22 protein-coding genes and 1 pseudogene are annotated in these 23,461 nt (G+C 68.0%); 13 read left to right on the top strand and 10 right to left on the bottom strand.

Annotation, left to right across the window (positions count from 1 at the left end):
• The 5 genes and pseudogenes from VQ03_RS33600 to VQ03_RS01120 all read left to right on the top strand — a co-directional run.
• Positions 1–436 (top strand): annotated as a pseudogene (locus tag VQ03_RS33600) (FAD/NAD(P)-binding protein); the annotation flags it as partial.
• 196 nt (positions 437–632) lie between these two features.
• Complete coding sequence (locus VQ03_RS01135) at positions 633–1,667, top strand: ABC transporter substrate-binding protein (protein ID WP_048449016.1); 1,035 nt, start codon at positions 633–635, stop codon at positions 1,665–1,667.
• Between the two features lie 85 nt (positions 1,668–1,752).
• Complete coding sequence (locus VQ03_RS01130; RefSeq protein WP_208605464.1) at positions 1,753–2,541, top strand: ABC transporter ATP-binding protein; 789 nt, start codon at positions 1,753–1,755, stop codon at positions 2,539–2,541.
• Positions 2,538–3,410 carry an ABC transporter permease gene (locus VQ03_RS01125; protein WP_048449010.1) on the top strand — a complete coding sequence of 291 codons (873 nt, stop codon included), beginning with the start codon at positions 2,538–2,540 and terminating at the stop codon, positions 3,408–3,410. The genes VQ03_RS01130 and VQ03_RS01125 overlap by 4 nt, the downstream gene beginning before the upstream one ends.
• Positions 3,411–3,923: 513 nt before the next feature.
• The gene (locus VQ03_RS01120) at positions 3,924–4,751 is read left to right on the top strand and encodes a helix-turn-helix domain-containing protein (RefSeq protein WP_245291924.1); all 828 of its coding nucleotides are present in this window, start codon (positions 3,924–3,926) and stop codon (positions 4,749–4,751) included.
• 554 nt (positions 4,752–5,305) lie between these two features.
• Here VQ03_RS01120 and paoC read toward each other — a convergent pair.
• The 7 genes from paoC to VQ03_RS01085 form a co-directional block, all read right to left on the bottom strand.
• Positions 5,306–7,519: an aldehyde oxidoreductase molybdenum-binding subunit PaoC gene (gene paoC / locus VQ03_RS01115; RefSeq protein ID WP_048449008.1), complete on the bottom strand. Its 2,214-nt coding sequence runs from the start codon at positions 7,517–7,519 to the stop codon at positions 5,306–5,308.
• Between the two features lie 4 nt (positions 7,520–7,523).
• Positions 7,524–8,474: an FAD binding domain-containing protein gene (locus VQ03_RS01110; protein WP_048449007.1), complete on the bottom strand. Its 951-nt coding sequence runs from the start codon at positions 8,472–8,474 to the stop codon at positions 7,524–7,526.
• Positions 8,471–9,100, bottom strand: coding sequence for an aldehyde dehydrogenase iron-sulfur subunit PaoA (gene paoA, locus VQ03_RS01105; RefSeq protein ID WP_048449006.1), 630 nt, complete (start codon positions 9,098–9,100; stop codon positions 8,471–8,473). The genes VQ03_RS01110 and paoA overlap by 4 nt, the downstream gene beginning before the upstream one ends.
• A gap of 846 nt (positions 9,101–9,946) precedes the next feature.
• Entirely contained in the window at positions 9,947–10,366 is a 420-nt protein-coding gene (locus VQ03_RS01100) for an SRPBCC family protein (RefSeq protein WP_048449005.1), read from the bottom strand.
• Positions 10,367–10,375: 9 nt separating this feature from the next.
• Entirely contained in the window at positions 10,376–11,389 is a 1,014-nt protein-coding gene (locus VQ03_RS01095) for an aldo/keto reductase (protein ID WP_048449004.1), read from the bottom strand.
• A gap of 185 nt (positions 11,390–11,574) precedes the next feature.
• Complete coding sequence (locus tag VQ03_RS01090) at positions 11,575–12,303, bottom strand: helix-turn-helix domain-containing protein (protein ID WP_245291923.1); 729 nt, start codon at positions 12,301–12,303, stop codon at positions 11,575–11,577.
• A gap of 326 nt (positions 12,304–12,629) precedes the next feature.
• Positions 12,630–12,830: a hypothetical protein gene (locus VQ03_RS01085; protein WP_157063907.1), complete on the bottom strand. Its 201-nt coding sequence runs from the start codon at positions 12,828–12,830 to the stop codon at positions 12,630–12,632.
• Positions 12,831–13,151: 321 nt separating this feature from the next.
• Here VQ03_RS01085 and VQ03_RS01080 point away from each other — a divergent pair, with 321 nt between their 5' ends.
• The gene (locus VQ03_RS01080; protein WP_053078350.1) at positions 13,152–14,090 is read left to right on the top strand and encodes a DMT family transporter; all 939 of its coding nucleotides are present in this window, start codon (positions 13,152–13,154) and stop codon (positions 14,088–14,090) included.
• 159 nt (positions 14,091–14,249) lie between these two features.
• Here VQ03_RS01080 and VQ03_RS01075 read toward each other — a convergent pair whose 3' ends face one another.
• On the bottom strand, positions 14,250–14,894 hold the full coding sequence (locus VQ03_RS01075) for an SOS response-associated peptidase (RefSeq protein WP_048449001.1): 645 nt from the start codon (positions 14,892–14,894) through the stop codon (positions 14,250–14,252).
• Positions 14,895–14,916: 22 nt separating this feature from the next.
• On the opposite strand from VQ03_RS01075, the gene VQ03_RS01070 reads away from it, so the two are divergent.
• Positions 14,917–15,417, top strand: a complete 501-nt coding sequence (locus tag VQ03_RS01070) for a TerB family tellurite resistance protein (protein ID WP_048449000.1) — start codon at positions 14,917–14,919, stop codon at positions 15,415–15,417.
• On the opposite strand, the gene VQ03_RS35155 is transcribed toward VQ03_RS01070, so the two are convergent.
• On the bottom strand, positions 15,318–15,626 hold the full coding sequence (locus tag VQ03_RS35155) for a hypothetical protein (protein WP_342586437.1): 309 nt from the start codon (positions 15,624–15,626) through the stop codon (positions 15,318–15,320). The two genes, VQ03_RS01070 and VQ03_RS35155, sit on opposite strands and share 100 nt — an antisense overlap.
• 574 nt (positions 15,627–16,200) lie before the next feature.
• The gene (locus VQ03_RS01065) at positions 16,201–16,611 is read right to left on the bottom strand and encodes a MarR family winged helix-turn-helix transcriptional regulator (protein ID WP_245291922.1); all 411 of its coding nucleotides are present in this window, start codon (positions 16,609–16,611) and stop codon (positions 16,201–16,203) included.
• 254 nt (positions 16,612–16,865) lie between these two features.
• Between VQ03_RS01065 and VQ03_RS01060 the strand changes: the two genes are divergently transcribed.
• The 6 genes from VQ03_RS01060 (at position 16,866) to maiA (ending at position 23,260) form a co-directional block, all read left to right on the top strand.
• Positions 16,866–17,819 carry an MBL fold metallo-hydrolase gene (locus VQ03_RS01060; RefSeq protein WP_048448999.1) on the top strand — a complete coding sequence of 318 codons (954 nt, stop codon included), beginning with the start codon at positions 16,866–16,868 and terminating at the stop codon, positions 17,817–17,819.
• Positions 17,820–17,917: 98 nt separating this feature from the next.
• A complete protein-coding gene (locus tag VQ03_RS01055) occupies positions 17,918–19,630 on the top strand; it encodes an FAD-dependent oxidoreductase (protein WP_053078348.1) in 1,713 nt (570 codons plus the stop codon).
• Complete coding sequence (locus VQ03_RS01050; protein ID WP_425350018.1) at positions 19,627–19,860, top strand: DUF2783 domain-containing protein; 234 nt, start codon at positions 19,627–19,629, stop codon at positions 19,858–19,860. The genes VQ03_RS01055 and VQ03_RS01050 overlap by 4 nt, the downstream gene beginning before the upstream one ends.
• Before the next feature lie 96 nt (positions 19,861–19,956).
• Complete coding sequence (gene hmgA / locus VQ03_RS01045) at positions 19,957–21,318, top strand: homogentisate 1,2-dioxygenase (protein WP_048448996.1); 1,362 nt, start codon at positions 19,957–19,959, stop codon at positions 21,316–21,318.
• A complete protein-coding gene (gene fahA / locus VQ03_RS01040; RefSeq protein WP_048448995.1) occupies positions 21,318–22,628 on the top strand; it encodes a fumarylacetoacetase in 1,311 nt (436 codons plus the stop codon). The genes hmgA and fahA overlap by 1 nt, the downstream gene beginning before the upstream one ends.
• Positions 22,625–23,260, top strand: a complete 636-nt coding sequence (gene maiA, locus VQ03_RS01035; protein ID WP_048448994.1) for a maleylacetoacetate isomerase — start codon at positions 22,625–22,627, stop codon at positions 23,258–23,260. Before fahA ends, maiA begins: the two co-directional genes overlap by 4 nt.
• The last annotated feature ends 201 nt before the right edge of the window (positions 23,261–23,461 follow it).

Genomic DNA, 23,461 nt, shown 5'->3' with positions numbered 1-23,461 from the left:
GGCCGAGATCGCGGCCGGCAGCCTGGACCTGCGGGCCGGGCATATCCTCGCCATCGCGGACGAGCCCGGCGAGGCCGTGGTGACGATCCGGCCGCGGGGCGGCACGGCGGACGAGACACTGACGGTGCAGGGCATCGTCGACGCCACCGGGATCGGTCGCATCGACGAGACCGGGGACCCTCTGCTGCGCCGCCTCACCGGGCGCGGCCTCGCGCGGCCGGACGCGTTCGGGCTCGGCCTCGCGGCCGGCGACGATTACCGCCTGCGCGCCGGGCGGGCGGGCCGGCTCTGGACGCTGGGCCCGCTCCTGCGCGGCACGCTGTGGGAATGCGTCGCGGTGCCGGACATCCGTGGTCAGGCCGTCGAGGTCGCCGCCCTCGTCGCCGCGGAGGTCGAGCGCCTGCCGGGGCTACGCCGGAGGGCCGCGTCCGCGTGAGCGGTGCCGGCGGCCGGCCGAAGGGCTTCGTCAATAAAAATAATGTTCTTGGAACGAATGATTTCAAGATAAAATCGATCTCCGTATAGATCATCAATCGAAACAAGCTTCCGGTTGACGATGCTGGTGGAGAAGGACAGATATCCGGTGCCGGATGACCGTATCCAGGTGCCCGGACAACCGCGAGAGTATGGTGATGATCAAGAAGAGCGCCCGTCTCCTGCGCCGTCAGGCCACTGCCCTGCTCGGAGGCCTCGCGCTGATGGCGGCCCTGCCCGTCGGCCGCGCCGATGCCGCCGAGGGGCAATTGCGGATCGCCAAGCAGTTCGGCGTCGTCTACCTGCTCCTCAACGTCGCCGAGGACCAGAAGCTGATCGAGAAGCACGGCAAGCAGGCCGGCCTCGACATCAAGGTCGAGTACCTGCAGCTCTCCGGCGGCTCGGCGGTCAACGACGCGCTCCTGTCCGGCAGCGTCGATATCGGCAGCGCCGGCATCGGCCCGCTCTTCACCCTGTGGGACCGCACCCGCGGCCGCCAGAACGTCCGTGGCGTCGCCTCCCTCGGCAACTTCCCGTACTACCTCGTCAGCAACCGCCCCGACGTGAAGTCGATCGCCGACCTCACCGACAAGGACCGCATCGCCCTGCCGGCGGTCGGCGTCTCGGTGCAGTCGCGCATCCTGCAATGGGCCTCGGCCAAGCTGTGGGGCGACAAGGACTTCGCCCGCCTCGACCGCAACAGCGTGGCGGTCCCCCACCCCGAGGCGGCGGCCGCGATCATCAAGGGCGGCACCGAGATCACGGCGCATTTCGGCGTTCCGCCGTTCCAGGAGCAGGAACTGGCCGAGAACCCGAGTGCCCGGGTGATCCTCAGCTCCTACGACGTCCAGGGCGGGCCGGCCTCCTCGACCGTGCTCTACGCGACGGAAAAATTCTACCAAACCAGCCCGAAGACCTACCAGGCCTTCGTCGACGCCCTCGACGAGGCGGCGCGCTTCATCGCTGCGAACCCGGAGCAGGCCGCCGACATCTACCTCAAGGCGAATAACAGCCGCGTCGACCGCGCCCTGCTGCTCAAGGTGATCAAGAATCCCGAGGTCTCCTTCAAGGTCGAGCCGCAGAACACGCTCGGCCTCGGCCAGTTCATGCACCGGGTCGGGGCGCTCAAGAACGAGCCGAAATCCCTGAGCGACTACTTCTTCGTCAACCCGCGCGTGGCGGCGGGCAGCTGAGGGGGCGGCACCGATGACGCTGGTGATCGAACGCGACTCGGCCGTAGCCGTGCGCGCGCCCCAGCCGCCCGCGGCGCCGCGCGAGATGCTGCGCCCCTTGCCCGACCCGCTCCTGCGCATCGCCGGCGTGTCGCTCGAGTACCGTACGCCGGGCCGCGTGGTGCGGGCGGCCCACCGGATCGACCTCGACGTCTACGAAGCCGACCGCTTCGTGCTGCTCGGGCCGTCGGGCTGCGGCAAGTCCACCCTGCTGAAGGCCGTGGCCGGCTTCATCGCCCCGGTCGAGGGCGAGATCACGCTCGGCGGCGTGCCGGTGCGCAAGCCCGGCCCCGACCGGATCGTGGTGTTCCAGGAATTCGACCAGCTGCCGCCCTGGAAGACGGTGGTCGAGAACGTCGCCTTCCCCTTGCGCGCCGCCCGCGGGCTTAGGCACGCCGAGGCGCTGGAGCGGGCCCGCGCCACCATCGACAAGGTCGGGCTCACGGCCTTCGCCACCAGCTACCCGCACCAGCTCTCCGGCGGCATGAAGCAGCGCGTCGCCATCGCCCGGGCGCTGGCGATGCAGCCGAAGGTGCTGCTGATGGACGAGCCCTTCGCCGCCCTCGACGCGCTCACCCGCCGCAAGATGCAGGAGGAGCTGCTGGCGCTCTGGGACGAGGCCCGCATGACGCTCCTCTTCGTCACCCACTCGATCGAGGAGGCGCTGGTGGTCGGCAGCCGGGTCGCCCTGCTCTCGCCCCATCCGGGCCGGGTGCGCGGCGAGTACAATTGCCACGAATACGACCTGTCGAGCCTCGGCAGCCGCAGCTTCCAGGCTGCGGTGCAGCGCCTGCACGACCGGCTGTTCGAGCCCTCGCCCGAGACCGCACGATGAGCCCCGCCCTCTCGCCGCCGATCCGCCCGGAATACGACCGGGTCCTGCCGCCCTTCGTCGAGGCGCCGGTCGCCCGCGCCCTGCCGCTGCCGACCCGCCTGTGGCAGCAGGGCTGGCTGCGCCGCGGCCTGATCCTCGTCGCGCTCGCCCTCCTCTGGGAGGGGCTGGCGCGCTGGCAGGACAACGACCTCCTGCTGCCGACCTTCGGCGCCACCCTCTCGGCCCTCGTCGACGGGCTCGCCAGCGGCGAGATCCTGGAACGGACCCGGATCTCGCTGACGGTGCTGGTGCAGGGCTACGCCGTGGGTGTCGTCCTCGCCTTCGGGCTGACCTCGCTGGCGGTCTCGACGCAATTCGGCCGCGACCTGCTCTCGACGCTGACCGCGATGTTCAATCCGCTGCCGGCGATCGCGCTCCTGCCGCTGGCGCTGCTGTGGTTCGGCCTCGGCCAGGGCAGCCTGATCTTCGTGCTGGTCCATGCCGTGCTGTGGCCGCTGGCGCTCAACACCTATGCGGGTTTCCAGGGTGTGCCGGATCCGCTGCGGATGACCGGGCGCAACTACGGACTCGAAGGGCTTCGTTATGTCGGCCAGATCCTGGTCCCGGCGGCGTTGCCGGCGATCCTGTCGGGCCTCAAGATCGGCTGGGCCTTCGCCTGGCGCACCCTGATCGCGGCGGAACTGGTCTTCGGCGCCTCCTCGGGCCGGGGCGGCCTCGGCTGGTACATCTTCCAGAACCGCAACGAACTCTACACCGACCGGGTCTTTGCCGGCCTGCTCCTCGTCATCGCCATCGGCCTCGTGGTCGAGACGGTGGTGTTCGCGAGCCTGGAGCGGGTGACGGTGCGGCGCTGGGGGCAAGTCCGATAGGACCGATGCGCGGCGGGCGGCGCCGGCCCGGGATTTCGAGTGGGCGATGACCCGGGCCGCGATCCGCCTCGGCGCCGTCTTCGACGCCGCCGGCTACCACGTCGCTGAACACCGAGGACAACGTCGTACGTCAGAACCTCGGGCTCGGGCTTTCGGACGGCGCGTGCGAGGCGATCTCCTGTTCCGAGACTGGTCATCGAAGATAGATGGCGTTCAATCATTCAGTGCTGCCTGGGGGGCGGCACTGCGCCGGATCGGACAGCATCGGGGCCTTACTGGCAGATACGGTATCCACGGCGGAACGAGGCGCGTCCATCGGCGTTGAACGGCTGCCATTGATGCGGCGGTGATCGGCTTTCCGGCGGTGGTGCCTCACCCAATGGTAGATAATCTGATCGGCCATCGGCGTACAATCGCTTCTAACCTTTGAGCCCTGCACCAGCTTGAGGTTCGCCGATGTCGCTCAATGTTCACGGAGATCGAAAATACGCCGGGAGTGTGAGGCTCGCAGGCTTGGCCGAATGGCCCGACATGCGAATCGAGCGTCGCACCATACAAGCTGGTTCGCAGTCCGACCTGACCTTGGAATGTACAGAGATCGTCATGACGATTGCTGGCCGCTCTGCCGTCCAGCGCACAGGCAATGGTAACAAGCAACAGTCGCTCGCTCGACCTGGCGTCGCTTGGGTGTGCCCGATCGGCACGGTCGAGCGCGAGATTGTCTTGTCGGAACCGATTTCAACTCTCCACATCTACCTGCCGCAGAAACTCCTGGGAGAACGGGCGCTCGAGGATTATGGTTTGAATCCGGGTTGTACCGAACTCGCTTATGTCGGCGGTTTCGTCGATCCGAAGCTCAATCTTATCGGGACATCGCTCGCCAAGCTGTTGGACGAGGAACTCGGACCAGCCGACCGACTGTTCGCTGACGGTATGCGGGTGGCGCTGGTGGCGCGCCTTCTTGCGAGTTACACGGCCGACCGGAGGACACGTTCCGCACAAGCACCGGCGCTTGGGCGTGCCCGGCTAAAGCGTGTCTTGGAGTACATCGACGCCCATCTCGGAGATGAGCTCACCTTGGATCGCCTAGCAGAAGAAGCTCGCCTCAGCGCGTATCATTTCTCTCGATTGTTTCGCGATGCCACAGGCCTGCCGCCTCACCGTTACGTGACTCTCAAGCGCATCGAGGCGGCCCAGGAGCAGATCACGCTCGGTCGCCGTTCGCTCGTCGACATCGCTCTCGGGACCGGGTTCGGATCGCAGAATAACTTCACGCGCGCATTCCGCAAAGCGACTGGCCTCACCCCCGGTCAGTATCGCGAGCTGCGTCGCAAGGGTTAACCATCATCAAGGGTTCACCAGAGTCCGGCGTTGCCGGCGCGCCCTTGACGGTTGCCCTCGACGAGAACTCCCGAGGGATGGATCTCGCCGACGGCATTGCCGGAGCCGCGTTCAGCATGTTCGGCATTGCGCGCTGGAGTCCATGGGCGCCCGCCTCGAAATGTCCCGCAACATGCCGCCGGGCGGAACTGCTCTGAAGCCGAGCCTGGTGCAGAGGAGCGGATCCAGTGTCTTGCTCACCCCTCCGGCACTGGTTCATGCGAATGTCTCTCGTGTCGCGCATCAGCCGCATGCGATCAGCCTCCGCCGCTCCCCCCGCCACGTCGTAACTCGCACCAACGGCCCTGATCCTCGTACCCCGGATAGCAAGCCGCCACGCAGGCGCCGGCCATAAACTTCAGGGGAGGCTTGCAGCTTAGACGGTAATCTGCTTGCGCGTTGCTGCTATCGCTAGATAGAGACATCAGACAAACAAGAAACGCAAGCAGGCCGACATGAAAAACAAGGTGCATCACCGCCCCCAGAGCATTCATGCGGTCGTCGGACGCAAGACATCATGCAGCACGAGGCATCTTGTCGAGGAGCTTGTCAAGAGTGATCGGATAGTCCCGCACGCGGATGCCGGTGGCGTTGTAGACGGCATTGGCGATTGCTGCCGCAACGCCACAGAGTCCGATCTCGCCGATGCCCTTTGCCTTCATGGGCGAGGAGACCGGGTCCGGATGGTCGAGGAAGACGACGTCCTGGCGCGGAATATCGGCATGGACCGGCACCTCGTAGCCCCCGAGGTCATGATTGACGAAGAAGCCGTATCGCTTGTCGACCGCAAGCGCTTCCATGAGGGCAGACCCGACCCCCATCGTCATGGCGCCGATCGCTTGGCTGCGCGCAGTCAACGGGTTGAGAACGCGCCCAGCATCGATGACGGCGAGCATTCGACGAACGCGCATCTCGCCGGTGAATTGATCCACGGCGATCTCCGCAAACTGCGATCCGAAGGTCGCCTGCACGAACTCCTTGTCGAGATCGCCGTAGGTGATCTGATCGTCTCCAACGAGAGCCCCGCCTTCGGCGGCCTGCGCGAGGGGAACGCGGCGATCGCCCGAGATAACGTCACCACCCGCGAATTCCGCCGTCCCGGGGTCAAGGCCGAGCCGCGCCGACACGGCGTCGCGCAGCGTCAGGCATGCCGCGTAGAGTCCCGAGGTGGCGTTGTTGGCGCCGAACTGACCACCTGAGCCGGCGGATTGCGGGAAGGACGAATCCCCCAGGCGCACCGTCACGCGGTCCGCCGGCACCCCCATCATTTCCGCCGCGGTCTGGGCCAGGATCGTGTAGGTGCCGGTCCCGATATCGGTCATGTCCGTCTCGACCGTGAGCCGTCCATCCCGCTCCAGGCGAATGCGGGCGCCCGATGGGACCAGGAGGTTGAGGCGGAAACCCGCTGCCATGCCCATGCCGATCAGCCAGCGGCCGTCGCGCATCGAGCCGGGCGCCGGATGACGGCGGCTCCAGCCGAAGCGCTCTGCTCCGACTTGGAGACATTCCACCAGATGACGGCCGGAGAAGCGGCGTCGGGGTGATCGAGGATCGACCTGGGTGTCGTTTCGGATCCGAAGCTCGACCGGATCGATGCCGAGCTTCTCGGCAAGCTCGTCCATGGCGATCTCGAACGCCATCAGCCCGGGTGCCTCGCCCGGCGCCCGCATGTCGTTGCCCTCCGCAAGATCGAGGGTCGCGAGCGTCATGGACAGGTCGCGATTCGGCGCACCGTACATGAGGCGGGTCGGGGCGATGGCGGCCTCGGCGAAAGCGCCTTCGAGATTGCCGTTGAGGCTGTGGTGCCCGATCGCCGTGAGGCGGCCGTCACGCGTCGCGCCGAGGCGGATGCGTTGGATCGTTCCCGCGCGCCGGGTCCCGCCATTCGCAATGAGCGGCCGCTGCAGCGTGAGCTTCACCGGGCGTCGCGTCACCCTCGCGCCGAGCGAGGCCAGGAGGGCGTCGGCGCGCATGAGAAGCTTCGCCCCGAACCCGCCGCCGATGAAGGGCGCTTCGACGCGCAGGTTCTCCTTCGCGATCCCGAGCGCCGCGGCGAGACTGTCGCGGTGCCACGAAACGACCTGAGCCGAGGTCCAGATCGTCAGCTTGTCGCCCTGCCACGCCGCCGTCGTCGCGTGTGGTTCCATCATCGCATGCGTGTGATCGGGCGTCGTATACCGTTCGTCAAGCGTCACAGGGGCAGCGGCGAAGGCGGCCTCGAAGTCGCCGATCCGATCGACGACCGGGTAATCCGGGCCGTCGCGATCCGCGGTCGGCTCGGCATTGGACGCTTCGCGCGCGAGATCGCAGCGCGGCGATGCGCTCTCGTACTCGGCCGAGATGAGATGGGCTGCCGCGCGCGCCTGCTCGAAGGTTTCCGCGACGACGAGCGCGATCGCCTGATGGTAGTGCCGGATCTCGGCCCCGCCGAAGAGGTGAAGCGTGGTTCGGAAGCCGGGCTTGAAAGCGCCGAAATCCAGCGTCGTCAACGCTGCGAGGACGCCCGGCGCGCGCAGGGCGGCGGCGACGTCGATCCGCTTGACCCGACCTCGCGCGATCGTCGCTCCGACGATCCAGCCATAGGCCGGGTCGGTCACCGCGTCGTGCCGCTCATAGGCATAGGGCGCGGTCCCGGACACCTTCCGCGCGCCGTCGATCCGCCGCAGCGGCTGGCCGACCACGGTCAGTCGATCGATCGGGTTCTCTCCCGCGGGAGTGGCAAACTTCATGGCCTCATGCCCTCCCTTCCGCGACCACCAGGGCGAGCGTGCGCTCGGCGAGCGGGATCTTGAATGCGTTCTCGGGAGTCGGCCTCGCGCCGGCGAAGGCGGTCTCGACGACCGCAGCAGGACCGCGCGGCAGAAGCGCCTCTGCCGCCTCGATCCGCCACGGCCGCGGTGCGACGCTGCCGAAGGCGACACGGCCGGACCCGTCCTTCTGGAGCACGGCCGCCACCGACACGATCGCGAAGGCGTAGGAGGCCCTGTCGCGGACCTTGTGGTAGTGATGGGTTCCGCCGGGCGGCTTCGGGAGCGAGACGGCGGTGACGAGTTCGCCGGGCACGAGCGGGTGCTCGATCTCGGGGCTTTCGCCCGGGAGCAGGTGGAAGTCGCCGATCGGGATCGCGCGCGTCGTGCCGTCTGGCCTGACCGTCTCGACGGTCGCATCCAGCACGCGCAACGCGACGGCCATGTCTCCCGGGTTCTGGGCGATGCAGTGCTGGCTCGTGCCGATGACGGCGAGCGAGCGCGACACGCCGCCGATCGCCGAGCAGCCCGAGCCCGGTCGTCGCTTGTTGCAAGGCAGGTCGGTCTCGTAAAAGTACGGGCAGCGGTTGCGCTGGAGAAGATTGCCGGCCGTCGTCGCCTTGTTGCGCAACTGGCCTGTCGCCCCCGCGACGATGGCTCTGGATACGACGCCGTAATCGCGCTTGACCCTGGGGTGGGAGGCGAGTTCGGTGTTGGTCACGAGCGCGCCGATCCGCAAACCGCCGTCCGATGTGTCCTCGATCCTGTTCAGATCCAGGCGGCGGACGTCGACGAGATGCGTCGGCGTCTCGATCTGGAATTTCATGAGGTCGAGAAGGTTCGTGCCGCCGGCGATGAACTTCGCCCCTGGTCGGGACGCGACGGCCGCGGCAGCGGCAGCGGGGCTCGCCGCCTGCTCGTAGCTGAAGGGCTTCACAGCATCTCTCCCGCGACTTTCGACACTGCGTCCGCGATGTTGGAATAGGCGCCGCACCGGCAGATGTTGCCGCTCATGCGTTCGCGGAGCTCGACGTTGCTGAGCGTCATCGGTGCGGTCAGGTCGCCGGTCGCGTGGCTCGGCACACCCCGCTTCACCTCGTCGACCAGAGCCACGGCCGAGCAGATCTGGCCCGGCGTGCAATAGCCGCATTGGAAGGCATCATACTCGATGAAAGCCGCCTGCATCGGATGAAGGGCGCCGGGTCGACCGAGGCCCTCGATCGTCGTGATCTCGTCACTGTCGTGCATCACCGCGAGACTGAGACAGGCATTGATGCGGATGCCGTTCGCCAGCACCGTGCAAGCCCCGCAATGGCCGTGATCGCAGCCCTTCTTCGTGCCCGTGAGATGCAGGTGTTCCCGCAAGGCGTCGAGAAGCGTCACCCTCGTGTCGAGTTGAAGCCGTTGCAGATGACCGTTGATCGTGAAGGTGACGACAACGCGAGGTGCCTCTTCGTCCAATGCCTGCGCCTCCACACCTGACGGAAGATTCAAGGTCGCCAAGGCAGCGGAGCCCGCCATCAGCTTGCGGCGATTGACCTCAAAGGCATTCGTCTCGTCCATTGCTACCTCCTCGCACAAGCGCGTGCGTATCGATGGTTCGCTGTTGCGGACATGCCGTGCTGTGCAGACAAGGCTCTGGGAATCTCGGCCGCCAAATAGCTCTATCGATGTTTTCGCGATTTCTATTGCTTGAGCGTTACAGTTGGATGCCAGCTCATAGGGATGGGGCGGGGATTGATTCGGCAAAAATAGAATCGGAGGCAGACGGGAAAATATTTTAAATGGGCCAATTCTGTCGGTTGAGTTGATTGTCGTGCTTCGAGATCGACATTGGGCCGGCTGTCTCCGACGGGGCCTGCTCTCGGGTGCGGATCCCTCGTCGCGCTCAGGAGCGACGACGGGGGCCATGCGGCCACCGCCGGTCTCACCACGGCAGAGCTAATCCCGGAGGAGTTTTGTTGTCTCAGCCGATCCTGCTGCCTGTTACGCGAATCTTGCTCTTTTCGTGGCCCATCCGTCGCAGCGTGGATGTCGGCCGTCCGGAGCGGCCTTGGACGATGGCGAAGCTCCGCGACGGGAATCGGACGGGCGATGCAATCAGCCTCACAGGCGGCACCGATCCTCTCGTCAGGCCGGACCATTGATTGCCGAGCTCACCACGCAAGCCGAACAGCCCACGGCCGGGACTTACGCGCCTGTTGACTGCTGGTATGTTTTTTGGGGATTGGTCTTGGTTGGGGCTGCGCACGGCAATCCGACGGACGGCGCAGGGTTTCGAGATCGTGCCCGAGGCTTGAGACCGTGCCCGAGGCTTGGGCTGCCGATCGGCCCACCGTAGCCGCGCGCGTCAGGGTGGCGCGCGTCATCCTCTCGCGATGCCGTGTGCGGAGCCGGCCTCGGGACCCTTCAGCCCTTGTCGGCGTAGCGCTTTCGCAGGGCCGCGAGGCCATCTTCGTAGATGCCCTGGAACAGCGTCGCGATCTCCGTGTCGCTCACCCCGACCGGCTGGAACTCGCCGGACCAGTCGACGCGCGATCGGCCGTCGCCGGTCTCCAGGACCCGCAAGGTCGAGAGGTAATCCGTCTGCGGGAAGGGCGACTGGAGGATGTGGTAGCTGTAGCTCCGTCCAGGTTCGTCGAACGCCATCAGCCGCTCGACGATGACGCCGCCGTCCGGGTTCGCCAGGTGCCGGACGCGACCGCCCTCGTGCAACTCGGATCGGGGGATGTAGGGCAGCCAGTCCGGCAGGGAGCCGAACCCGCCGATGAGCCGCCACACCTCGGACGCGGGAGCCGGGATGTCGACGCTGGCCGATGCCGTCGCCATGAGCGCCCCCTACTGCCCGGCCGGGAGAGGCGCGTCCGGCGCCACGATGCCGCTCCGGCGCAGGTCGTGCCAGAACTCCCGCGGCACCTCGAAGGTGATGGCGGCATGATCCTCGGCGATCCGTTCCGGCCGGCTCGCTCCGGGGATGACCGCCGCGGAGGCGGGATGGGCCAGCGAGAAGTGGAGAGCCGCGGCCTTGATCGGCACGCCGTGCCTGCCGCACAGCCCCTTGATGGTCTCGACCTTGGCGGCGATCTCCGGCGGCACCGAGCCGTACTCGAAGTGCCTGCCGCCCGCGAGCACGCCGGAACTGTAGGGGCCGCCGATGACGATCTCGACCGCCTTCTCGACGGCGGCCGGCATCAGCCGTTCGAGCGCCCTCTCATGGTCGAGGAGCGTGTAGCGACCGGCGAGGAGCGTGCCGTTCGGGTGCACCTCGTCGAGCGAGAGCAGGAGTTCCACCGGCTCGACGTTGTTCACACCGAGGCCCCAGGCCTCGATCACGCCCTCGTCGCGCAGCCGGTCGAGGGCGGGAAAGGCGCCGATGCGCGCCTGCTCGAACATCCCGACCCACTTGTCGCCATGGAAGTCCCGGGCGAGGTCATGCACCCACACGAAGTCCAGCCGGTCGACGCCCAGGCGCTTCAGGCTGTCCTCGATGGACCGCTTGGTGCCGTCGGCCGTGTAGTCGTAGACGACCTTGTTCGGGCGTCCGTACCGGAAAATCTCGCTCTTCTCGCCCTGATCGCGCGCTCCGGTCTCGACCTCGTCGAGGATGATGCGCCCGACCTTGGTGCTGAGGCGGTAGGCGTCGCGCGGGTACTTCGACAGGGCCTTGCCGAGCCTGATCTCCGACAGGCCGCTCCCGTAGAAGGGCGCGGTGTCGAAGTAGCGCGTGCCGGCCTGCCAGGCCGCGTCCACCGTGGCTTGCGCCTCGTCGTCGGGGATGTCGCGAAACATGTTGCCGAGAGGTGCGGCGCCGAAGCCGAGCGGGCCGGCGAGCAGGGCGTCCCTGATGGACATGGCTCCTCCGTGGGTGGGGAAGTCGGAGCGTCATCGGGGCTGTCGTTCGCGAGCCGGTCGTCGCGAGCCGTGTCTCCAAGCCCCGCAACGGCGTACATCCCCGCGGCGCCGACGTATCGACCGTCCTTGCGGGCTTGCCGGCCGTTCTTGCGATGCTTGGCAAGGGCGGCCAGGGGCAGGCCATTTCAGCGGCGGACCATGGCCCGGTATTGCCCGGGCGTCAGGCCGGTGCTCTTCCGGAAGACCCTCGTGAAGTTGTCCTGGGAGCCGAAACCATGCTCGACCGCAATGTCGAGGAGCGTGGCCCGGTCGAGGGCCAACGCCTCTCGGGCGGCGCGAACCCGCCGTTCCGTCACGTAGCGATGCGGGGTCAGGCCGGTCGCCGCGCGAAACAGGCGCGAGAAGTGGAAGGGGCTGAGGCAGGCCTCGGCCGCGAGGCGTTCGAGCGGGATGGGTTCGGCATAGTGGGCGTCGATGTAGTCGGTCACGCGGTCGAGCCGGCGCTCGTCGAGCTTCTGCGCCGCGGTGGACGGCTTCCACCGGTCGATCGTGTAGTTGGCGATCAGGTGGGCCGCCAGCGCGGTCGTCAAACCGTCCACGAACAACCGGTCCGTCGGCCGTTGCGGCGCGTCCAGCAAGCCTTCGAAGGCGCGCGCGAAGGTGACGAGGAGCGGGTCGGCCAAGCCCCCGACGAAGGCCAGCTCGATCAGGGAGGCGTCGATGCCGTAATCCGCCAGGGCGCTGTGCTCGAGGAGGGCGGGCGGCAGGCACACGTGGAGACACGCGATCGCCTCGGAGAGTTCCGCCCTTTCCATGAAGCCGACCGGGCCGGTCCAGGCCGTTCCGGCCTTGGCGAGGCACTTCTCGTCCTGGCCGTCACCGCTGCGCCGCACGACCGCGCGGCCCCCGAGCATCACGATGAGTTCGTTGCAGGGATAGGCTTGCCTCGGATGCGAGCCGGCGCCGTTGATCCTCCGTTCGACGACCAGCCGTGCCCGGTGGTCGATCCGACCGAGCACCTGGCATGTGCCTCGCCGCTGGTCCCCCATCGTTTCGAACGACATCAAGGCCCCCTTGGGTGGGAGTGCTGGCGCATCGAAGGTGCATGCGGTCTCGGGGGCGATCCTGACGCATCATGGGCTGTCACGACAAGCGGGCCGGCGATCATGCGGCGACCGGTCAGGCGCGGCGACGGGCTTGCTCTCGCGCCTCGCGATGAGCCGTGCGCCCTCCGGAAGGTTCAGGCCAGCACGGCATTGACCATGGCGAAGATCGCGATGGTCGGAAAGGCGGCAGAGAAGCCGCCTTCGATGTGTGTCACGACGGAAGCGCGCAACGCCTCTGGCAAGCTCGCCGGAACGGCGGGACCGTGCCGCACGGCGTCAGCGAACGCATCGGCACTCGCCGCGCTCCGGCCCGGCGCCACGGACAGCACACCCATCGCGACAGTCACGCCTATGGCCGAGCCGACCGACCGCGACGGTTGCGCGGACGCCGACGCAGCTCCCAGCATGGCGGTTGCGCGCACGTCAAGGCCCGATTGCGCACCGCCGACAGACGCTGCCAGTCCCGATCGTCGTGCTGGAATGGGCAGCCTCGACCACGTATGGCAACGGATCGGCAGCTGGAATGCATCCGGGGGGTAACATCGGTTGGCGTGCTGCGGGCCGATGGGGGGACATCACCAGCGCGGATCGGCCGCTGAACTCCGATGACCTCCTGCCGCTCCCAAAGGACTAAGGGTTAGGAAACCGTGGCTGTGATGTTGGGTCGTGCCGCCGCGCCTGTGGGCGCCATCGGCGGTATCGTGATGATGCTGCTCGGCGTGCTGTTCTTCGCTCTGAACGACACGATGGGCAAATGGCTGCTCGGCACCTACGCGGTCGGTCAGCTCATGCTCGTGCGCAGCATCTCCGGCCTGTGCGTGATGGCGCCTGCCATCCACCGGGTTGGCCTCAGCGGTTTCCGCGATGCACCGCGCCCGGGCTTGCAGCTGCTGCGGGCGGCATTCTCGACGCTCGAAGCATCGCTCTTCTTCTGGGGGGTGAGCACACTGCCGCTGGCCGAGGTGATGACCTACTACATGGCCGGTCCAATCTACGTGACGGCACTCTCCCCCTTGCTGCTCGGCGAGCATGTGGGCTGGCGTCGCTGGGCAGCCATCGCGGTGGGCTTCTGCGGGGTTGCCCTCGCTCTACACCCCTCACCGGGGTCGTTGTCCGTCGGAGCCGCGTGCGCCCTCGCCGGCAGCTTCTTCTACGCGCTGTTCCTCATCACCACCCGCAAGCTGGCGGCCGTTCCGGGGACCGTGCTGATGACGGGCCAGCTCGTGTCGTCCCTGATCTTCGGGGCGGCGCTGGTGCTGGTCTACGGGTGGACCTCCACCGGACCCGCGGACTTCGCTCTGATGCTGCTGCTAGGCGTTGGATCGCTGTTGGGCAATTTATGTGTCAACCAATCCCTCCGGTTGGCGCCTGCAACAACGGTCGTGCCGTATCAATACACGTTGATCCTATGGGGCATGCTGTTTGGCTACCTCTTCTTTGGTGAGATGATAGGCCCGCTCACAATCGCTGGCGCCGGCATCATCGTTGCCAGCGGCCTCTTCATCTTCTTGCGCGAGCAGCAATTGGGGCGGAGATCGAAGGGCCGTCACGCGCTACCCGAGCCGGCCATCGCGAAATTGCATGATCTCGATTAGTCGACGACGGCTGATCGTCTCTGATCGCATGGCAATATGCCGATAGCCGCGTGCGGTCGATGACGCTCGATCCCACAACCCGCCTGCGCAGTTCCATCCTGTCGAGAAAGGGCGGACCGGTCAGCCTGCTCGCCGAGCCCCGGCTCCGAAGGCTGCCCCTTATCCCCGATCCTCACGCTCGCCCCGCGCGACCTCGGCCAGCATCCCGTCTGGGAGTGGCCGCTGCAGTCGCAACGCCTCCTCGGCCGGCGCCTCGAGCCAGGTGCGCCATTCCTCCGCGGTGGTGAGCAGCACCGGCATCGCCTTCGGGTGCACCGGCCCGACAACCCCGTTCGCCTCCGTCGTCAGGAACGAGAACAGCCGGTGCTCCTCCTCGACCGGCTCGTCCCGCTTCGGGCCGCGCACGCCCGTCCAGGGCCGCCAGATCCCCGCGAAGGCGAAGAGCGGCCGGCTCTCGTCGAGGGCGAACCACACCGGCGTCTTGCGGGGCTTCGTGTCGGCGTACTCGCTGAACGAGGTGACCGGCACCAAGCAGCGGTGCGCGGGCTTGAGCCAGGGCCGCCAATAGGGCGAGGCGACGTTGCGCACGTTGGTGACCGGCTGCGTGCCGACCTTCGGAGGTGGCGGGAAGCCCCAGCGCATCATCGTCAGCACCCGCTCGCCGCCTTCGACCTGGACGACGGGCGCCATCTGGTCGGGGAAGACCCCGGGCAACGGCGGAAGATTGCCGGCCTCGTCGCGATCGACCGCGAAGGTGCGCCGGATCTCGTCCTGGGAGCGGGAAAGGCTATACAGGTTGCACATCGGATGGGATCGTAGCCCGCAAATGAGCATGCTTCAGGATGTGATCGCGCGCCTCCGGGACACCGTGACCGGCTTTCGTGAGGACGAGCCGCTGATGGCCGCCGCCGTGTCGGCGGCCGCCCTCGTCATAACCGCTGACGGCGAGATCGCCCAAGAAGAGGTCAATGTCGCCCTGGCCGATCTGATAACAGAGCCGACGCTGCACGCGAAATATCAGCCATCAGCGTTGGCGCAACAACTGGGGCTGGCCATCGAACGTGCATGCACTTCCGATGGTCGAGGCGCCAATCTAGCCATGGTGAGCGCGATCGTCGACCGCCCGATCGATGAACGAAACAATGTGTTGCTGATCGCCATCGATGTCGCGATCGCTCGCCAGGGCATCAATGCGGATGAAGACAAGATGCTCTCTCAGCTTGCCGATCAGCTCGCCGTGGACAAGGTGGCGCTCATCGCTGCAGCCAAGGCGCAGCGGCTCGTCACTGGCGAAAGAGTAGAGTTGGGCGATGCGACCCATGGCTGACGTCGGCACAGCTCCTTGATGCGGATCACGGAACTGGGGTGGATCGAAATCCGGGTTGCGGTGCATGGATGGATGCGCCCACCACTGGCACCTCGCTGAACCGCGGTGCCCGCATCCCGAACGTCGTCGACCAAGGTGCGCGTCTCCACCAGCCCCGCCCGCGCCGGCATCACGGCTCCGCGCCCGAACCGGCTGTTGCAGGCGTCCATGGCCGCCATCAGCGCGCCGGGCAGCGGGCGGGGCGCCTCGTCGAGCGCACCCTGACACAGCTGCGCGATATCCCGCTCCGCCACCTCAAGAAACGCATGGGGTCGCAGTGCTACGCTCGAGGAGCAGCATAGCAAGGGCCTCGATCGAAGCCTCACCTGGCGGCGTGGGTCGCTGTGTCTGATCATCGGTCCGGATGTGCGGTGGCCGAATGGGTGCGGACCCGGACAGCAAAGCCCGGCGAGCGCTAAGCTGCCGGGCTTTGCTGCGCCGCAGGGGTCAGATCAGGTAGACTGTGCCATGGAGTCCGAACACCTTTGGGCAATTGGACTCTTCGACCAAAGTCTGTGCAGCCTTGAGATCGATGCCTCTTTCGACAGCGATCTCGGCTACCGTTTTCCAGGTTGCGTCCATCGGGAACCCCACCATTGTGACGCGATAACGTCCCAAAGCGGGACATGTTGCACATCGGGCGTAACCGGCAGCGCGGTACGCCGCTCGGACCATCCGATCCGCATATCGAGGAGGCGGAGCGCCGGGCCCGCCTGCGCTGACTTCGTGGCCTTGCCCGAGTCCTCATCCGGCCCTCGCGCCGCCGCGTTCTGCCGCCACCTCGCCGCGGCCGAGCGCGATGCCTCCGCCTTGGCCCTTGCCTCCCGGGATCGCCTGCCGGGTGTCGATCGTCGGCAGATCGACGGGATGCAGGATTGGTCGGAGCTCCCGGCAGGCCTCCTTCCCGCGTGACGTGACCTGCATCATGATCTCGCGCCGGTCGTCATGGCTGTCTTGCCGTTCAACGAAGCCCAGTTCGGCCAGATGGCTCACCGCCCGGCTGATCCGCGACTTGTGCGTGCGGGTGCAGCGAACGACGTCATTCGCGCTTCCGGCCTCATCGTGCATCCCGAGCGTCGCCGGCCCGCGCCATTCCGGGATGTCGATGCCGCAGCGAGCATAGTCGGCGGCCAAAGCGTCACTGAACTCGGCCACGAGCCGATCGAGCCGGAGCGGCACGAAACTGAGCAGGGTCTATCGGTCCATAGGCTCTGTCACCCGAAGGCAGGGACATGGTGCAGGAACGATCCCTTGACGGTTGCATTCGCAACCGATTATAAGTTGGTTGCGATTGCAACAAGCATGGCCGCGCCGACGGTGCAATGTCGGTGGCGCAGGTTTCGCCGACACTCTGCTCCCGCAGGATGCGGCGCTCCGGCCTCGGATGAACAACACGGGAGGAAAATCGCATGAGCAAGGGGTTCGCCAGCCAGGCCGATCTGGTCGAGAAGAAGGAGACCTTTTCGGAGCTGGCGCCGGGGGTCTACGCGCTCACCGCCGAGGGCGACCCGAATTCCGGCATCGTCGTCGGCGACGATTCGGTGCTGGTGATCGACGCCCGCGCTACGCCCCGCATGGCCGGCGACCTCGTGGCGAGGGTCCGTGAGGTGACCGACAAGCCGATCCGCCACGTGCTGCTCACCCACTACCACGCCGTGCGGGTGCTCGGCGTCACCGGCTATCCGGACCGGGTCAACGTCATCGCCAGCGACGTCGCCCGGGCGATGATCGTCGAGCGCGGGCAAGCCGACATGGATTCGGAGATCCAGCGTTTCCCGCGGCTCTTCCGCGGGCGTGAGGAGATCCCGGGCCTGACCTGGCCGACGCTGACCTTCCACGGCGAGATGACCCTGTGGCTCGGCTCGCGCGAGGTCCGGATCATCCATGCCGGCCGCGGCCACACCGCCGGCGACACGATCGCGTGGCTGCCGAAGGAGAAGGTCCTGTTCTCCGGCGACCTCGTCGAGTACGGCGCCACTCCCTATTGCGGCGATGCGCATTTCCAGGACTGGCCCGGCACCCTCGACCGGCTCGAAGCCCTGAGGCCTGCCGCCCTGGTGCCTGGCCGCGGCGAGGCGCTGACGACGCCGGACCAGATCCGTGAGGGCCTGGACGGCACCCGCGCCTTCCTGCGCGACCTCTACGCCATCGCCCGCGAAGGCGTGGCGGCCGGCCACGACCTCAAGGCGGTGTACGACCGGGCGATGAGCGAGATGCGGCCCAAATACGGGCACTGGGTCATCTTCGAGCATTGCATGCCCTTCGACGTGAGCCGCGCCTACGACGAGGCGAAGGGCATCGACACGCCCCGAATCTGGACCGCCGAGCGCGACATCGAGATGTGGCACGCCCTCGAAGGCTGACGCGACGACTCATTGCCCGGAGAGCGGCCCGAAGAACGACGCCCGGAGCAACCGGGCGCGCTGCCCTCATCGAGGAGATGCCCCGGAGGAAATGCCCTATGAGTCATGGTCTGAGTCAGAATCCTCGCTTTTCCTCCGCGCCGATGCACGAACCCACCGGAGGGAGCCGTCGTCGGCCGGTCGTGGTGATCGGCGCCGGCCCGGTCGGGCTCACCTGCGCCATCGACCTCGCCACGCGCGGCGTGCCGGTGGTGGTGCTCGACGACGACGACACCGTCGCGACCGGCAGCCGGGCGATCTGCTGGGCCAAGCGCACCCTCGAGATCTGGGACCGGCTCGGAATCGGCCAGCGCATGGTCGACAAGGGCGTGACCTGGAGCGTCGGGCGCGTCTTCCACGGCGAGCAGGAACTCTACCGCTTCGACCTGCTGCCCGAGACCGGCCATCGCCGCCCCGCCTTCATCAACCTGCAGCAATACTATGTCGAGGAATACCTGATCGCGCGGGCCGCCGATTTCCCCGAGCTGATCGAGCTGCGGTGGAAGCACGAGGTGACCGACCTCACCCGGACCGCCGAGGGCGTGCGCCTCGCCGTCGCGACGCCGGACGGCGCCACGACGCTCGATGCGGAATGGGTCCTCGCGGCGGACGGGGCACGCTCGCCGACCCGCACCCGCATGGGCCTGCCCTTCCCCGGCCAGCGCTTCGAGGAGCGCTTCCTCATCGCCGACGTGAGGATGAAGGCGGATTTTCCGACCGAGCGCCTGTTCTGGTTCGAGCCGACCTTCCATGCCGGGCAGAGCGCGCTGCTGCATCGCCAGCCCGACGACGTCTTCCGCATCGACTTCCAGCTCGGACCCGAGGCCGATCCCGAGCTGGAGCGCCAGCCGGAACGGGTGATGCCGCGCGTCCGGGCCATCGTCGGCGAGGACACCCCTGTCAGCCTCGAATGGTGCTCGGTCTACTCGTTCCGCTGCGCGAGGCTGGAGCGCTTCGTCCACGGCCGCGTGGTGTTCGTCGGCGACAGCGCCCATGTGGTGAGCCCGTTCGGGGCGCGCGGCGGCAACGGCGGCATCCAGGACGCCGACAACCTGTGCTGGAAGCTGGCGCTGGTGCTGCGCGGCGAAGCGCCGGAGAGCCTGATCGCGACCTACGACGAGGAGCGCGGGCATGCTGCTGACGAGAACATCCTGAACTCGAGCCGCACCACCAACTTCATGACGCCGAAGACGCGGGCCGAGCGCCATCTTCGCGATGGGGTGCTGGACCTTGCCGCCGAGGCGCCCTTCGCCCGGAGCCTGCTCAATGCCGGGCGCCTGTCGCGGCCGTGCAGCCTCGCCGGCCTGTCGCTGCAGACTCCGGATCCGGTTCCGCAGGCCGCCGGTCCCCGGCCGGGAGACGTGTGCGTCGATGCCCCGGTCGTCGATGCGGCCGGCCGTGCCGGCTGGCTGCTCGATTCGCTGGGTGGATCCTTCACGCTCCTGGTCTTCGCGGGGGCCGGGGCGCCCGATCCGAGCCGGCTCTCCGGTCTCCCGCCCGGCCTGCGCTGCGTCGTCGTCGCCGGGCGCCCCCTGGCGCTGCCTGGGGCCGAAGTCCTGCCTGGGGCCGAAGTTCTTCCTGGCACAGAGATGCTGCTCGATGCCGAGGGCGTCGCCGGGCTGCGCTACGGCGCCGGATCCTGCGCGGCCTACCTGATCCGGCCCGACGCGCACGTGGCCGCGCGCTTCGCGGAGATCGATGGCCAGCGGGTGACGGAGGCGCTCGCCCGCGCATGCGGCCGATCCGTCACGTCGGCTCAGGAGGCGGCATGATGACGGCATCGTTGAGACAGGGCGACGGTTTCGCCGGGCGGGCGGACGCGGTCTACGAGACCCTGATCCGCGCGCATCAGACCTTGAGCGACGAGGAGAGCGCGGCACTCAACGCGCGCCTCGTGCTGATCCTCGCCAACGAGGTCGGCGATCCGGCCGTGCTGGAGCAGGCCATCGCCCTCGCGCGACGCTCGCTGCGCCCGGCCGACCCGGATCACGCCCGCCCCTGATCCGGGGAGCCGGGGCCGCCCCGCGTTGAAGCCACGAGACGACGAGCAATGATCGGCCTACGCGATACGCGTGGCACCGAGAGGGGAGATGCATCCATGAACCAGCAGGCCCGCCCGGTTGCGGCCGGCGAACCCGCCGCGACGCAGATCTATCCGGGCTACATGTCCGGCTTCGGCAACGGCTTCGAGACCGAGGCCCTGCCCGGGGCCCTGCCGGTCGGCCGCAACTCGCCCCAAAAGTGCCCCTACGGCCTCTACGCCGAGCAGATCTCCGGCTCGCCCTTCACCGCGCCGCGCACCACCAACGAGCGCTCCTGGCTCTACCGCATCCGCCCGACCGCGATGCATTGGGGAGCGTTCCGGAAGGTCGAATCCCGCCTCTGGCTCACCGCCCCGGCCGAGTCCGCCGACCTGCCGCCGGCGCCGCTCCGCTGGGATCCCGTGCCGATCCCGGCCGATCCGCTCTCCTTCGTCGAGGGCATCCGCTCGATGACGACGGCCGGCGATGCCGGGGCCCAGGCCGGCATGGGCGCGCACCTCTACTTCGCCACCCGGTCGATGCGGGACGAGTACTTCTACAACGCCGACGGCGAGATGCTGGTGGTGCCGCAGGAGGGCCGCTTGCGCTTCCGCACCGAGTTCGGGGTGATCGAGGTCGCGCCCGGCGAGATCGTGGTGATCCCGCGCGGGGTGAAGATTGCCGTCGAACTCCTGGGCGGCCCGGCCCGAGGATATCTCTGCGAGAATTACGGCGGCGCCTTCACCCTGCCGGAGCGTGGCCCGATCGGCGCCAATTGCCTGGCCAACCAGCGCGACTTCCTGACCCCGGTGGCGGCCTACGAGGACCGCGACGCCCCCGGCACGATGCTGGTGAAGTGGGGCGGGTCCTTGTGGGCGGCCGACATCGCCCATTCGCCCCTCGACGTGGTCGCCTGGCACGGCAACTACGCGCCCTACAAGTACGACCTGAGAAAATTCTCGCCGGTCGGCCCGATCCTGTTCGACCACGCCGATCCGTCGATCTTCACGGTGCTGACCTCGCCGTCCGAGACGCCCGGCACGGCCAATATCGACTTCGTGATCTTCTCCGACCGCTGGCTGGTGGCGGAGAACACCTTCCGGCCGCCCTGGTACCACCTCAACGTGATGAGCGAGTTCATGGGGCTGGTCTATGGGGTCTACGATGCCAAGACCGGCGGCGGCTTCCAGCCGGGCGGGGCCTCGCTGCACAACACGCTTCTGCCGCACGGGCCGGACGTCGACGCCTTCGAGAAGGCCTCGAATGCCGAGCTGAAGCCCCACAAGCTGGAGGGAACGCTCGCCTTCATGTTCGAGACGCGGTTTCCCCAGAAGGTCAGCCGCTTCGCCGCCGAAACCCCGGCGTTGCAGAAGGATTACGCCACCTACGGGCGCAAGCTCGCCAAGCATTTCGACCCGAGCCGCCCGGAGGCCCGCTGATGACGGGACTCGACCACACCCACGACGCCGCTCTCCGCTCCTGGGTGCCGGGGGCGGACGGGCATCCGGACTTCCCGCTCCAGAACCTGCCCTTCGGGGTGTTCTCGCCGCGAGACGGCGCGCGCCGGGCCGGCATCGCCATCGGCGACCAGATCCTCGACCTGCCGGCCCTGCTGGCCGCGGGGCTGCTCTCCGGCGAAGCCGCAATAGCCGCAGAGGCCGCCGGCGGGGCGGACCTCAACCCGCTCCTCGCCCTGGGGGCGGGGCCGCGCCGCGCCCTGCGGGCGCGCCTGTCGGACCTGCTGCGCGCGGGATCGCCGGACCGCGACCGCGTCGCCCCGCTGCTGCATGCGGCGGCGTCCTGCACGCTGCACCTGCCCGCACGAATCGGCGACTACACCGACTTCTATGTCGGCATCCACCATGCCGAGAACATCGGCAAGCAGTTCCGGCCCGACAATCCGCTGCTCCCGAACTACAAGCACGTGCCGATCGGCTATCACGGCCGCGCCTCCTCGATCCGGCCCTCGGGGATCCCGGTGCGCCGGCCGTGCGGCCAGTCCAAGGCGCCGGACGCGGCCGCGCCGAGCTTCGGCCCCTCGTCCCGCCTCGACCTCGAACTCGAGCTCGGGGTGTGGATCGGCGCCGGCAACGACCTCGGCACGCCGATCCCGATCGGGCGGGCGCAGGAGCACATCGCCGGCTATTGCCTGCTCAACGACTGGTCTGCGCGGGACATCCAGGCCTGGGAGTATCAGCCGCTCGGGCCGTTCCTGGCCAAGAACTTCGCCTCGACGATCTCGCCCTGGATCGTCACGCCGGAGGCGCTGGCGCCGTTCCGCGTCCCGCAAGCCCCGCGGCCTGCGGGCGATCCCGCCCCCCTGCCCTATCTCATCGACGAGGCCGACCAGGCCGGCGGCGCGTTCGACCTTCGCCTCGACGTGCTGCTGGTGACGCCAAGCCTGCGCGAGGCCGGCCTGCCCCCGCACCGGATCTCGGCCTCGAACGCCCGGCACATGTACTGGACGGTGGCCCAGATGGTGGCCCACCATACCAGCGGCGGCTGCAACCTGCAGCCGGGCGACCTCCTCGGGACGGGCACGATCTCCGGGCCGGACCGCGACGCCTGCGGCAGCCTCGTCGAGGCGACGTTGGGCGGCCGGGAGCCGATCCGGCTCGCCTCGGGCGAGGAGCGACGGTTCCTGGAGGACGGCGACGAGATCGTCCTGCGGGCCCGGGGTATCCGCGAGGGCTTCGCGACGGTGGGGTTCGGCGAGTGCCGGGCGGCCATCCTCGGAGCGATCGCATGAAGCTCTACGGCTACTGGCGCTCGACCTCGTCCTACCGGTTGCGCATCGCCCTGGCGCTCAAGGGCCTGACGCCGGAGCCGATGCCGGTGCACCTCGTGCGCAACGGCGGCGAGCATCGCGGCGAGGCCTACCGCCGGATCAACCCGCAAGGACGCGTGCCGAGCCTCGCTCTCGATGACGGCAGCGTGCTGATCCAGTCACCGGCGATCATCGAGTACCTGGAGGAGGTTTATCCGGAGCCGCCGCTGCTGCCGGCGGACCCGGTCGCGCGGGCCAGGGTGCGGGGGGTGGCGGCGATCATCGGCTGCGACATCCATCCGCTGCACAATGTCGGCCCACTCAACCACCTGAGGCGCGACCTCGGCCGGTCGGAGGAGGAGGTCGGCGCCTGGATCGGCCGCTGGATCTCCGAGGGCTTCGCGGCCGTCGAAGCGTTGATCGGCGATGACGGATATTGCTTCGGCCCCATTCCGAGGCTCGCCGACGTCTATCTGGTGCCGCAGGTCTACGCCGCCGAGCGCTTCGCCGTGCCGCTGGCTCCGTTCCCGCGGATCACGCGGGTGGCCGCACTCGCCGCGGCCCATCCCGCTTTCGCCATGGCCCATCCCGCCCGTCAGCCTGACGCCGAGTGACGGGATCACAGCACACGACAGCGGCGTGAAACCAGCGGGCGTGGGGCTTTCCCACCCGCAACCTCATCCTGAGGTGTCGGCGATCGGAGATCGGATCGTGCCCCCGCGCAAGACATCGGGCTCCAGGCTCGTCTCAGCCAGCGCCCGCAAGCTCGTAACGGCATCGGTCATCGGGAATCTGCCGGGTCCGGGGTTGGTGCT

It is taken from the genome of Methylobacterium tarhaniae (genome assembly GCF_001043955.1).
In the GTDB taxonomy this organism is placed as follows: Bacteria; Pseudomonadota; Alphaproteobacteria; order Rhizobiales; family Beijerinckiaceae; genus Methylobacterium; species Methylobacterium tarhaniae.
Note: the sequence above shows the minus strand (reverse complement) of the source record. Positions and strands in the feature narration are given on the sequence as shown.